This window comes from Pseudomonas sp. AC112 (genome assembly GCF_979253545.1).
On sequence record NZ_CEEDCM010000001.1, the window covers coordinates 5,070,925 to 5,083,152 of the forward strand.

General features: G+C 61.3%; 10 protein-coding genes. 5 read left to right on the plus strand and 5 right to left on the minus strand.

Annotated features, from left to right (window positions below; genetic code table 11):
* Window positions 1-75: 75 nt before the first annotated feature.
* The 3 genes from AC0IYN_RS23670 (at window position 76) to AC0IYN_RS23680 (ending at window position 4,979) form a co-directional block, all read left to right on the plus strand.
* Entirely contained in the window at window positions 76-1,485 is a 1,410-nt protein-coding gene (locus AC0IYN_RS23670) for an OprD family outer membrane porin (RefSeq protein ID WP_078048822.1), read from the plus strand.
* Between the two features lie 69 nt (window positions 1,486-1,554).
* Window positions 1,555-4,191 carry an MGH1-like glycoside hydrolase domain-containing protein gene (locus AC0IYN_RS23675; RefSeq protein ID WP_471843516.1) on the plus strand — a complete coding sequence of 879 codons (2,637 nt, stop codon included), beginning with the start codon at window positions 1,555-1,557 and terminating at the stop codon, window positions 4,189-4,191.
* 194 nt (window positions 4,192-4,385) lie between these two features.
* The gene (locus tag AC0IYN_RS23680; RefSeq protein ID WP_406598542.1) at window positions 4,386-4,979 is read left to right on the plus strand and encodes a hypothetical protein; all 594 of its coding nucleotides are present in this window, start codon (window positions 4,386-4,388) and stop codon (window positions 4,977-4,979) included.
* A gap of 62 nt (window positions 4,980-5,041) precedes the next feature.
* Here the strand turns inward: AC0IYN_RS23680 and AC0IYN_RS23685 are convergent, their stop codons facing one another.
* The gene (locus AC0IYN_RS23685; protein ID WP_016969749.1) at window positions 5,042-5,356 is read right to left on the minus strand and encodes an SCP2 sterol-binding domain-containing protein; all 315 of its coding nucleotides are present in this window, start codon (window positions 5,354-5,356) and stop codon (window positions 5,042-5,044) included.
* Between the two features lie 56 nt (window positions 5,357-5,412).
* Window positions 5,413-6,123, minus strand: coding sequence for a histidine phosphatase family protein (locus AC0IYN_RS23690; protein ID WP_099491681.1), 711 nt, complete (start codon window positions 6,121-6,123; stop codon window positions 5,413-5,415).
* A 195-nt stretch (window positions 6,124-6,318) separates the two neighbouring features.
* On the opposite strand from AC0IYN_RS23690, the gene sohB reads away from it, so the two are divergent.
* Window positions 6,319-7,344 carry a protease SohB gene (gene sohB, locus AC0IYN_RS23695; protein WP_406598543.1) on the plus strand — a complete coding sequence of 342 codons (1,026 nt, stop codon included), beginning with the start codon at window positions 6,319-6,321 and terminating at the stop codon, window positions 7,342-7,344.
* 85 nt (window positions 7,345-7,429) lie between these two features.
* Here sohB and AC0IYN_RS23700 read toward each other — a convergent pair whose 3' ends face one another.
* Window positions 7,430-8,959 carry an MFS transporter gene (locus tag AC0IYN_RS23700; protein WP_457238923.1) on the minus strand — a complete coding sequence of 510 codons (1,530 nt, stop codon included), beginning with the start codon at window positions 8,957-8,959 and terminating at the stop codon, window positions 7,430-7,432.
* Window positions 8,960-9,109: 150 nt separating this feature from the next.
* Between AC0IYN_RS23700 and AC0IYN_RS23705 the strand changes: the two genes are divergently transcribed.
* Window positions 9,110-9,985, plus strand: a complete 876-nt coding sequence (locus AC0IYN_RS23705) for a LysR family transcriptional regulator (RefSeq protein ID WP_471843521.1) — start codon at window positions 9,110-9,112, stop codon at window positions 9,983-9,985.
* Here AC0IYN_RS23705 and AC0IYN_RS23710 read toward each other — a convergent pair.
* On the minus strand, window positions 9,963-11,078 hold the full coding sequence (locus tag AC0IYN_RS23710; protein ID WP_457238924.1) for an MDR/zinc-dependent alcohol dehydrogenase-like family protein: 1,116 nt from the start codon (window positions 11,076-11,078) through the stop codon (window positions 9,963-9,965). The two genes, AC0IYN_RS23705 and AC0IYN_RS23710, sit on opposite strands and share 23 nt — an antisense overlap.
* A gap of 64 nt (window positions 11,079-11,142) precedes the next feature.
* A complete protein-coding gene (locus AC0IYN_RS23715; protein ID WP_078048815.1) occupies window positions 11,143-12,150 on the minus strand; it encodes a substrate-binding domain-containing protein in 1,008 nt (335 codons plus the stop codon).
* Window positions 12,151-12,228 lie beyond the last annotated feature (78 nt).

Here is a 12,228-nt window from a genome sequence, read left to right on the forward strand (position 1 = left end):
ATCGTCACGTTTGCAAGGATGAAAACGCCGTTATGCACATCACGCACATAAAAAAATGTTTAGGGGCCGTCGTTAATGAAAATTTCTACACTGGCGTTGTCGATCACCGCCGCCGTTCTTGCACAACACGCATTCGCTGACGATTTCGGGCTTGGCTCTCTGGGCACGGGCAACGGTCACAGCGGTTTCCTTGAAGACAGCCATGCGTCCGTCAGTTCGCGGACCATGTACTACAGCGCAGACAATCGCTCGGGGACCAACAACGATCTGCGCGAAGCCGCCACCGCGCTGCGTTTTGACTACAAATCCGGGTTCACCCAGGGCACGGTTGGCCTTGGTTTCGACGTCATGGCCTTCGGTGCGCTGCGCCTGGACGGTGGTGATGGTCACACCGCGGGCCCAGGCCTGGCGGGCAACGGCAACAGCTTCTTCCCGACCAAGAACAACGGCACCGAGCCTGCCGATTCCTTCGGTCGCGCGGCGGGCAATGTGAAGTTCCGCATCTCCCAGACCGAGTTGCACGTGGGTGGCGGCTTGGCGCCGGTCTTGCCGATCCTGGTGTCCAACGACAGCCGCGTGGCACCGCAGACTTTCGACGGCGGCATCCTGACCTCGAATGACATTCCCAATGTCACCTTCACCGGTGGTGAGCTGAACCGCGCCGAAGGCCGTGCCTCCAGCAACTCCACAGGCTTGAGCGTGGCAGGCGGTACCCGCGACAGCGACAGCTTCAAATTCGGCGGGGTGGACTACAAGCCGTTCGGTTCTTCCGACAACGTGGTCGCGAAAAACCTGACGTTGCAGTACTACTACGCCCAACTGCAAGACTTCTACAAACAGAACTACGTCGGCCTGGTCCACGTGCTGCCGTTGGGCAATGACCAGTCGTTCAAGACCGACCTGCGCTACTTCGACAGCTCCAGCGACGGCAAGAACGGCGAGAGCGGCTACCAGTTCAACAACAACGGTGGCTACGCCAAGCACGCCAACGAAGTGGACAACAAAACCTACAGTGCGGCCTTCACCTATCAGTTGGGTGGCAGCAGCCTGATGCTCGGCCACATTGGCGTAGGTGACGATGGCGGCTTTGTGTGGGTCAACCAGGGCAGCCTGGCCGACCCTCACGCACAAGGCGCCGGCGGCAGCGACTTCTACCTGTTCACCGACGCCGTGGTCGGCCAGTTCTCCCGCGCGGGCGAGCAGGTCAACTTTGGCCAGTACTCGTATGACTTCAAGGCCTACGTTCCTGGCTTGAAGGCATCCGTGGCTTACCTGGACGGTTCGGACATCAAGTCGAAGGTCGCCGGCGGCCCTGACCAGAAAGAAAACGAAGCCGACTTCCGCCTGGACTACGTGGTGCAGGCCGGTCCTCTGAAAGGCTTCGGTACCACCTTGCGTACAGGCACCTATCACGGCAAGAACACCGGCACCGCCGACCAGGATCAAACCCGCCTGATCTTCAACTACACCTACGCTATCTTCTAAGTCTTCATGTGCACCCGGGCGTCATTGGGCTCTACACTGCCTCTCACCTGGTAGGCGATGGAGGACCCAATGACGGCCACCCCCGACACCCGAATACTTGATACAACCGAAGGCCAACGTTTGGCGCTGCCGGATGCCGAGCGATGGCGCGAGTGGGGCCCCTATTTAAGTGAACGCCAATGGGGCACGGTGCGTGAAGACTACAGCGCCGATGGCGATGCCTGGGCTTACTTCCCCCATGAACATGCGCGCAGCCGCGCTTACCGCTGGGGCGAAGATGGCCTGGCCGGTTTCAGCGACAAGGCGCAACGCTGGTGCCTGGGCCTGGCCCTGTGGAACGAGCGCGATGCGATCATCAAGGAACGCCTGTTCGGCCTCAATAACGCCGAGGGCAACCACGGTGAAGACGTCAAGGAACTGTACTTCTTCGTTGACGGCGTACCGAGCCATGCCTACATGCGCATGCTCTACAAATACCCGCATGCCGCCTTTCCCTACGCCGACCTGATCAGCGAGAACGCCCGCCGTGGCCTGGACGATGCCGAGTACGAGATCCTCGATACCGGCGTCTTCGAAGATAACCGCTACTGCGATGTCAGCGTCGAATACGCCAAGCATCAACCCGATGACCTCTTCATGCGCGTCAGCGTGCATAACCGCTCCGACCAGCCAACCCGCTTGCAGGTAATGCCCCAGCTGTGGGCGCGCAATGACTGGAGCTGGAGCTTTGACGCGGCCAAGCCGCAACTTAAGCTGGACGGGGAACAGGTACTGGCGCACCACCCTGAACTGACAGATCGTCACCTCAGCGCCTGGGGCCAGGAGGGGGTGGAATGGCTGTTCTGCGAAAACGAGAGCAACTTTCCCCGCCTGGATGGGCAGCCGGCGCCGGGGCCGTTCAAGGACGGGATCAACGATTACGTGGTCGAGGGTGTTCAGTCGGCCATTCGGCGGGACAGTGGTACCAAAGTCGCGGCGCGTTTCATCGTCGAACTGGCAGGCCTGGAAAGCAAAACCCTCTACCTGCGCTTTGCGCCCGTCGACGCGCCGCAGGTCAACGCCCGGAAGCTGTTCGAGGCGCGCCGCCAGGAGGCCGATGACTTCTACGCGGCCTTGCAACACGACATCCACGATGACGGTGCGCGCAATGTGCAACGCCAAGCGTTGGCCGGGTTGTTGTGGTCCAAGCAGCTGTACTATTTCGACGTCAACCAATGGCTCGACGGCGACCCGGCCCAGCCCGCGCCACCGCCCGAGCGCCTGCATATCCGCAATACCCATTGGCGGCACCTGTCGAATTTCGACATCCTTTCCATGCCCGACACGTGGGAATACCCGTGGTATGCCTCCTGGGACCAGGGCTTCCAGGCCGTGGCCATGGCGCTGATCGACCCAGGGTATGCCAAGCAACAACTGCTGTTGCTGGTGAAGGATCGCTTCATGCACCCCAACGGCCAGTTACCGGCGTATGAGTGGCGCTTCGACGACGCCAACCCACCGGTGCATGCGTGGGCCAGTTGGCGCGTTTATCAGCAGGACAAGGCACTGACCGGCGTAGGCGATATGGATTTCCTAGAGCGGATTTTCCACAAGCTCCTGCTGAATTTTTCCTGGTGGGTCAACCGCAAGGACGCCGAGGGCCGCAACCTGTTCCAGGGCGGGTTCCTGGGGCTGGACAATATCGCCTTGTTTGACCGTTCGGCCACGCTGCCGACGGGTTATCAGCTGGACCAGGCCGACGGCACCGCCTGGGTCGCCGCCTATGCGCTGGACCTGATGCGCATCGGCCTGGAGCTGGCCAAGCGCAACGTGGTGTACGTGGATATCGCGGTGAAGTTTTTCGAGCACTTCCTGTACATCGCCGGCGCCATCAACCGCGTCGACGACAGCGCCGAAGGCCTGTGGGATGAGCAGGACCTGTTCTTCTACGACGTGCTGCACCGTCCCGACGGCCAGAACGAACCGGTGCGCCTGCGTTCGATGGTTGGCCTGATGCCGCTGTTTGCCGTGCTGGTGCTGGAACAGCGTGAGCATGAAGGCCTGGAAGGTTTGCGCGAGCGCTTGCTGGGCTTTATGAAGCACCGGCCAGACCTGGCCAAACTGGTGTCACGCTGGAACGAACCGGGGCAGGGCAACCGCCTGTTGCTGGCGTTGTTGCGTGGCGAGCGCACCAAGGACTTGCTGCGGCGCATGCTCGATGACAACGAGTTTCTCTCGGCGTTTGGCGTGCGCTCCCTGTCCAAGGCCTTCGCCGAACAGCCGCTGGCGTTGAAGATGAATGGCAACACCCTGTGTGCGCGCTACCAACCGGGCGAATCCGACTCGCGCCTGTACGGCGGCAACTCCAACTGGCGCGGGCCGCTGTGGATGCCGGTGAACTACATGCTGATCGAATCGCTGCGTGAATTTCACCGCTACTACGCTGACAACTTCTCGGTGGAGTACCCGACGGGCAGTGGTTATCTGGCGTCCCTTGAAGAAGTGGCCGACAGCCTCAGCCAACGTCTCACGCGATTGTTTTTGCGCGATGAAGATGGCCTGCGCCCGTCGATGTCGGGCTATACGCAATTGGAAGCAGACCCGGCCAGTCGCGACCTGGTGTTGTTCCATGAGTATTTCCATGGCGAAACCGGGCGTGGGTTGGGCGCGTCGCATCAGACCGGGTGGAGTGCGTTGGTGGCGTTGCTGCTGCAGCCGAAAATCTAAGCTGCGCCACTGATCTGCTTTTCTGTGGGAGCTGGCTTGCCTGCGATGGCGTCGGCACTGCCTGCATCAATGTTGTCGGGGCCACCGCTATCGCAGGCAAGCCAGCCCCACATTGAAACTCCAGGCAAAAAATCCCGCCACCGAAAGGTCTGAGTCAGGTAAATTCGCCACCCCTTCAGACAAGGATGTAGACGATGGCGAATGTTATCGCGCGGGTTGGCAGTGCAGGCCTATTGGGGGCACTGCTGATCACCTGCGGCGTGCTGATCACTTCACTGTATTCCCGAGAAAGCGCTGCGGCGCCGCTGATGATGCATTGCCGCGAATGCGAGAAAGGTGACGACACCTTCGATGCAACAAAATGGTTCAGCAGCGGCATGTACCGCCTTGAAACGGATATTGTACCCAACCCGATGCGGTCGATGACTCGCACTCATCCGGTGGTCTTCAAAGCCAAGGACAATGACCAACTGGTCGAGGCCGCGCTGCGTGGAATCGGCGATGTGCTTCCATCCTTCGATCCCCGCGCGTTTGAAGCACAGTGGCCCGTGTTAACCAAGCGCGTACGTTACAGCTACAGCTTTTTTATGGTGCCCGATGAACCCCGGGACCTCTATGACATGTACTTGCAAGTGGGCAAATACAAGCTGGTGATCGTGGTTGGGCTTGACGTCAATACCGGTGAAATCACTGCCGAGTATGAAGGGCGTGTGATTCGTGAAAACGATGGTAATGACCCTGCGTACATGGACACGTTCGAAGAAATGGATGACGCCAACACCCGCTGACCGGGAGGTTGGCTGAACGAAAAATCCCGCCGAAAGGCGGGATTTTTTTGAGCGCAGCCTTATCAGGCCGGGAACAGCTCGCTCAGTTTCATGGCCAGCATCATGTCGCCTTCGGTGCGCAGCTTGCCGCTCATGAAGGCCTGCATGCCGTCGGTGTCGCCGCTGACGATGCCTTCCATGGTTTCGCCGTCGGTGACCAGGGTCACTTGGGCGTCAGGGTTTTCGCCTTCCAGCAGTTCGCAGGTGTTGTTCTTGACCACCAGCGAGAAGTTCTGGGTGTCGTCGATACGGAAACCGAACACCAGGTCCAGGCCGTCAGCGGCGGCTGGGTTGAATTTGGCTTTCATTGCTTCTACAGCTTTGGCTACGTCAGTCATGGTTTCGATCCTTTAGGGTAGAGTCCAGTGACCTTGGGGTCACGGTTGGCCGCCGCTCATCGGAACGTGATGAGTTGCGGCGCCTTCAACAGTTGCAAGTGGGTATGACTGTTGAAGGAAGCCAGTGCCACCTCGCGACCACGGAATTTCAGCTGGTTGAGCGAAGTGTTAACAATTTGCCAGTTCAGCTCGAAGGCCTGGGCGGCGGGCATTCGAGTGATCAGGTGGAGCAGGGCGGTGATAGTGCCGCCGGAGGTGAACACCGCGATCTTCTGCGCGTTGTCCGCCGCTTCAAGAATGCGTTGCAAGCCACCCTGCACGCGCTCCACAAAGCCCAGCCAGCTCTCCAGCCCCGGTGGGTCATAGGTGCCGGCCAGCCAGCGCTCGATGATCAGGGCGAAGATGCGCTGGAATTCGCTGCGGTTCTGCGCAGCATTGCGCAGGATCTCCAGGGCTTCGGGTTCGGTGGTGAGCAAGTCGGGGAGCAGGGCGCGAATGATCGCGTCGGCATCGAATTCGTTGAAGGCGCTGTCGATTTCCAGCGCCGGTACCGGCAGGCCGAGGGTGCTGTACTGATCGAAGGCGGCGGTGGCGGTGTGCTGCTGGCGTCGCAGGTCGCCGGCCACGCAGCGGTCGAACACCAGGCCCATGTCCGCCAGGTGGCGGCCGAGCACTTGCGCCTGCTCCACGCCGACGGGCGACAGGACGTCGTAGTCGTCTGCACCGAAGGAGGCCTGGCCATGTCGAATCAGATAGATGCTGCCCACGTCCGTTTTCCCGGTACGTTGAAAGTCTGGCGAGGTTATGAGGATGCCTGCGAGCTGTCAATGAAAAAACATACGCTTGTTTTAAAAGCTCGTTGGAGCCGGTCGTTGCTGGCCGTTTGATCACTGGCCCGAACGCGATGCCGTCGGTATGCTTGGGCCATCCGCGCCTGGCGCACCGCACTTGTAAGGAGAACTATGGATTTTCTGGCCGAATACGCGAGCTTTCTGGCGAAGACCGTCACCCTGGTAGTCGCTATTCTGGTGGTACTGATCAGCTTCGCGGCACTGCGCAGCAAAGGTCGTCGCAAATCTGCCGGCCAGTTGCAGGTCAGCAAGCTCAATGACTTCTACAAAGGCCTACGTGAGCGCCTGGAATCGAGCCTGCTCGACAAGGACCAGCTCAAGGCTTTGCGCAAGTCCGAAGGCAAGGCTGAAAAGAAGAAGGGCAAGCAGAAAGCCGAGACCAAGCCACGGGTGTTCGTGCTGGATTTCGACGGTGACATCAAGGCCTCGGCCACTGAAAGCCTGCGCCACGAAATCACCGCGCTGCTGAGCCTGGCGACCCCGAAGGATGAAGTGGTGCTGCGCCTGGAAAGTGGCGGCGGCATGGTCCACAGCTATGGCCTGGCGTCCTCGCAGCTGGCGCGCATCCGCCAGGCAGGCGTGCCATTGACCGTGTGCATCGACAAGGTCGCTGCCAGCGGCGGCTACATGATGGCGTGCATTGGCGAGAAGATCATCAGCGCGCCATTTGCCATCCTTGGTTCGATTGGCGTGGTGGCACAACTGCCCAACGTCAACCGCCTGCTGAAAAAGCACGATATCGACTTCGAAGTCCTGACCGCCGGTGAGTACAAGCGCACTCTGACGGTGTTTGGCGAAAACACCGAGAAGGGCCGCGAGAAGTTCCAGGAAGACCTGGACATCACTCACCAGTTGTTCAAGAACTTCGTTTCCCGTTATCGCCCGCAGTTGGCAATCGATGATGTAGCGACCGGAGAAGTGTGGCTGGGTGTTGCAGCCCTCGACAAGCAATTGGTCGATGAGCTGCAGACCAGTGACGAATACCTGGCCACCAAGGCCAAGACCGCCGAAGTGTTCCACCTGCACTATGCCGAGCGCAAAAGCCTGCAGGAGCGCGTGGGCCTGGCGGCCAGTGGCTCGGTGGACCGGGTGCTGCTGACCTGGTGGAGCCGGTTGACCCAGCAGCGGTTCTGGTAACCCCGATCCCAAGATGATCACCTGTAGAAGCCCGGCTTGCTGGCGATGGCGTGCTGAAAATCGCTATCACCGGCAAGCCGGGCTCCTACAGGTTTTGCGGTGTCAGGGCGGGCGCTGACGGGATGGGGTTGCGCATCAGCGTACCGACCACCAGCGCGCCGAGTAATCCCAGCAACCCCGCCACCCACAACACCCCGCTGAACCCACCCACAAACGCCTGCCGTGCCAGCGGCTGCACCAACGCCTGTGCCGACGCCGGCAACAGACCCATGGCTGCCGGCATATCGCCCGCCACGACCCGCGAAGCAATGCCCGCCACCTGTGCCTGCCACTGCGCATCGATAGTCGCGCTCAGCAGTTGCTCGCTGTGGCTGCTCAACAACGCCCCGTACACGCCAATCGCCAACATGATCGCGCTGAAGCGCATGGTCGTGCTCATGCCTGACGCCATCCCCGCGCGGTCGCGTGGTACGCAGGCCATGATGTTTTTCTGCGTATCGCCATTGAGCAGGCCGGCACCGGCGCCGGTGACGGCAATCGCCAGGGCGAAGGGCAGGTAGCCGCCGGCGTTCACCGCCCAGGCACTCAACAGGTTGCCGCAGCCGACCAGCGTCAGCCCGGTGGCCATCATCGTTGCGGGGGCAAAGTGGGTGGCCAGGCGTGCGCCGATACGTGGACACACCAGCATGGTCAGGGCGAACGGCAACATGCCCAGGCCCGAGGCTATCGCGGAGAACCCCAAGCCGTTCTGCAGGTAAAACGGCAGCAGCGTCATCATCACCTGGGCACACCCGGCGTAGGCAAACATCCCCAGCAGCGCGCCGATAAAGCGTGGGTGCCGGAACAATTGCAGGTCGACCATCGGCCGTTGCTGCACGCGTTCAACCCCAACAAACACACCCAGCAACACTGCGCCGCCCAACAGGCGGGCATAGGTCAGCGGGTTATCCCAGCCAATCCGGTTGGCCTCGATCAGCCCCCAGATCAAACACAGCAGGCTGGCGCTGAAGGCCAGGCTGCCCCAGGGATCAAGCCGTGCGGACTGGGTATCGCGGGACTCCGCAATGGTGCGCAGCACCATGCCCATCAGCACCAGGCCTACCGGCAGGTTGAGGTAGAAGATCCAGCGCCAGCCCAGGTACTGCGTGATCAGGCCACCCAGCGTCGGCGCGGCGGTCATTGCCACCCCCATGCATGCGCCCCAGAAGGCCCAGGCCTTGGCGCGCTCCACGTCATCGTGGAAGGTGTGACCGATGGATGCCAATGCCGAGGTCAGCAACAACGCGGCACCCACGCCTTTGATGGCGCGGGCGATATCGAGGATCAGCGCAGTCGGCGCAGCACCGCAACCCAATGACGCCAGGATAAAAATGCCCAGCCCCCAGATCAGGGTTTTCTTGCGCCCGAACCGGTCGGCAATGCTGCCGGCCGGCAGCAACAGCGCGGCGAATGCCAGCATGTAGGCGCTGACCACCCATTCGATATCGGCAAAGTTCGCCCCGAGGTCGCGGGCGATGCTCGGCAGGGTGACGGCGACGATATTGGTGTCGAGCACAATCAGCGAGCAGACCCCGGACGCGGTCAGCAAGGTAAGGCGTGGGTTGACGCGATTCATGACGGTATTACCTCAGGGGCAATTGGGAAAATGCAGTTGACGGACATCGCAAGGGCTCTCTACTGTTCTAGTCGCTCCAGCATAGGCGTGCTACCCCGTGTTCTTGTTAGCCAGGCGCCGCCACTTCATTACCTTTGAGCTAATCCTTAAATGGAAATCCGCCATTTTCGCTACTTTCTCGCCGTCGCCCGCCAGCGCAGCTTCACCCGCGCCGCCGAGCAATTGGGGATTGCACCCCCGACCTTGAGCCGGCAGATCCAGGACATGGAGACCAGCCTGGGTACCCGCCTGTTTATTCGTCAGCAGCGTGAAGTCAGCCTCACCGAGGCCGGGGCCGCGCTGCTGATCGAGGCGGAGGCGACGGTGCGCCAGTTTGAATGTGCCCAGCGCAATGCCCAGCGCGCCGGGCGCGGGGAGATAGGCCATGTCGAGTTGGGCTACGTGGCGTCGGCGGTGTATTCCGGCGTGCTGCAGCGGCAGATGCAGGGTTTTTGCCAGGCGTTTCCCGATGTCAGCGTGAACGTGCGCGAGTGCGCCATGGCGACATTGCCGGGTGCGGTGGCGGATGGGCGCTGCGACATCGGCTATATCCGTTCACCCATGACCTTGCCGGAGGGAGTGGAGGCGGTGCGCCTGGACAGTGAAGGGTTTGTGCTGGCCTTGCCGCAGGATTCGTGGCTGTTGGGGTTGAAAGCCATCAACTGCGAGCACCTGCAAAACGAGACCTTCATCCTGCCGGAGCAAATCAGCGGCACGCTGCACGTGGCCGCCCAAGGCGGTTTTGCGCCGCGCCTGGGCCCGCAGCCGGGTGGTTTGGTGGCGGTGGTGGCGCTGGTGTCATTGGGGCAGGGCGTGGCGGTGGTGCCGGCGTCGGTGGTTGGGCATGTGAGCTTGCCGGGGGTGGTGTACCGCGCGATCCAGGACAGCGCGGCGTCGTCCTGGCTGTCGTTGATCTACCGGCGCTTCGAGAAAGCACCGGCAGTCGCGCGGTACATCCAGCAGGTCAGGGCTCAAGCACAACCTTGAGGGATTTGTCGCCACGCTCCATCACCGCGAACGCTTCCTTGAAGTCCGCCAGGGCGAACTTGTGGGTGACCACGTCGCGCATATCGATCTTGCGGTTGCCGATAAAGTCGATGGCGCGCGGGTACATATAGGGTCCCAGGTGCGAGCCGAGCACATCCAGCTCCTTGCGGTCGCCAATGATCGACCAATCCACCGTGGCCTCGTCATTGAACACGCTGAACTCGACGAAGCGCCCCAGCTTGCGCAGCATCGCCAGGCCTTGGTTGACGGCTGTGTGATGGCCGGTGGCTTCGATATAGATGTCGCAGCCGTAGCCATCCGTGATTTCGCGGATCTTCGCCAGCACGTCGACTTCGGCCGGGTTCCACACTTCGTCGGCGCCCATACGCAGGGCGAGGGCGCTGCGCTCGGGCTTCATGTCCAGCACGATGAGTTTCTTCGGATTGCGCATGCGTACTGCGCCGATGATGCCCAGGCCCAGGGTGCCGGCACCGGCGACAACCACCACGTCGTCAAAGTCCACATTGGCGCGCTCGGCGGCGTGCAGCGAACAGGCCAGCGGTTCGATCAGGATAGCTTCGTCCGGGGCGATGGAGTCCGGCACTTTATGAATGATGCCTTCCTTGGTGAAGATCATGTATTGGGCCATGGCGCCCTGCACATTGTTCTGGAAGCCATACAGGTCGTGTTTCTGGCACATCCAGTACTGGCCATGGTTGCAGAAGCGGCAGCCCCAACACGGCACGATCTGCTCGGAAATGACCCGGTCGCCGACCTTTACGCCGCGTTTTTCCGCGCCAGGTCCCAGGGCGACCACGCGGCACACGAACTCATGGCCGGGGATCATCGGCGGTTTCACATAGCGTGGCTGCTCGGCATCGCCCCAGAACGAGGGTGCGCCGCGATACGTCTTGATGTCGCCCATGCAGATCCCGCACAGCTCGACCTTGGTGAGGATTTCCTCAGGGCCGGGAATGGGTACATCGACGGTTTCCAGTCGGTAGTCTTCCGGGCCATGGCAGACCACGGCCTGCATGGTTTTCGGGATAACGGGCAGCAGTTGGTCTTGCGGGCGTTCGGTGACAGTGGACATGGCTGGCCTCACAACAAAGATGAACGGATCGCTCCCGCATAAGGAGCGATCAACCGACGACGGGTTACTTGGCGCCGCTGACTTGCTTGTACAGCGCATCGGCGTTGGCGTTGGTCACCGGCACCCACGGCAGGATGTAGTTCTTCGCGCTGCCATCCCCCCATTTCACGTCCTTGGCATACCGCTCCCAGATCACCGACCGGGGCTTGTAGTCGCTGCCGGCCAGGGCGCGCAGGGCCACGTCCAGCGCGCCTTGGGACTGGGCCTGCGCATCCTGCAGGAAGGTGGTTACTTCGTCTTTCTTGGCGGCCTGGATTGCATCCGGCATACCGTCAATGGACGTGACTGGCACGTCCTTGGAGGTCAGGCCGTGGGATTTCAGCGCCTGTACTGCGCCGAGGGCCATGTCGTCGTTCTGCGCGATGACACCGTTGATGCCTTTGGGGTGGGCGTTCAGCCAGTCCTCGGTGAGCGCCAGGGCTTGGGCGCGGTCCCAGTTGGCGGTCTTTTTCTCGATGATCTTGATGTCCGGGTGCTTGCCCAGCACTTCCAGCTCGCCTTTTTCCCGGTCGATCTGCGCCGACTGGCCAATCGGGCCCTGGATGATCACCACATTGCCCTTGCCGTTGAGCTTGTCGACCATGGCCTGGGCTTGCAGGCGCCCACCTTCCACGTCGTCGTTGCCCACGTAGGGTACGGAGGCATCGGCGACCTTGGTGTTGGAGGCGATCACCACCACGTCATTGCTCATGGCCTGTTTCACCGTGCCCACGCCGGCCTTGGTGTCGATGGGCACGAACAGGATGGCGTCGTAGTGCTGGGTCACCATGTTTTCGATCTGGTTGTTCTGGGTCAGTGCGTCGTAGTTGCCGTCGAACACGGTCAACTGCACGGTGCCGTCCTTCACGGCGGGGTGCTCCTTGAGCTCGCGCACCCAGTTCTGCATGAATTGGCCCTTGAGGCCGTAGACCGCGGCACCGACCTTGTAGGTCTTGCCGTCGGCGGCCAGGGCGATGCTGCTGGCGAGGAGAGAGAGGGCCGCAGCGGCGGCGAAGGTCGTAGCAAGTTTCATGATGAGCACCCCATTTATTGTTGTAGTCAGTCGTTCATTCATTGCCTTGTGCTGATCATATGTTTATCAAATGAAAAT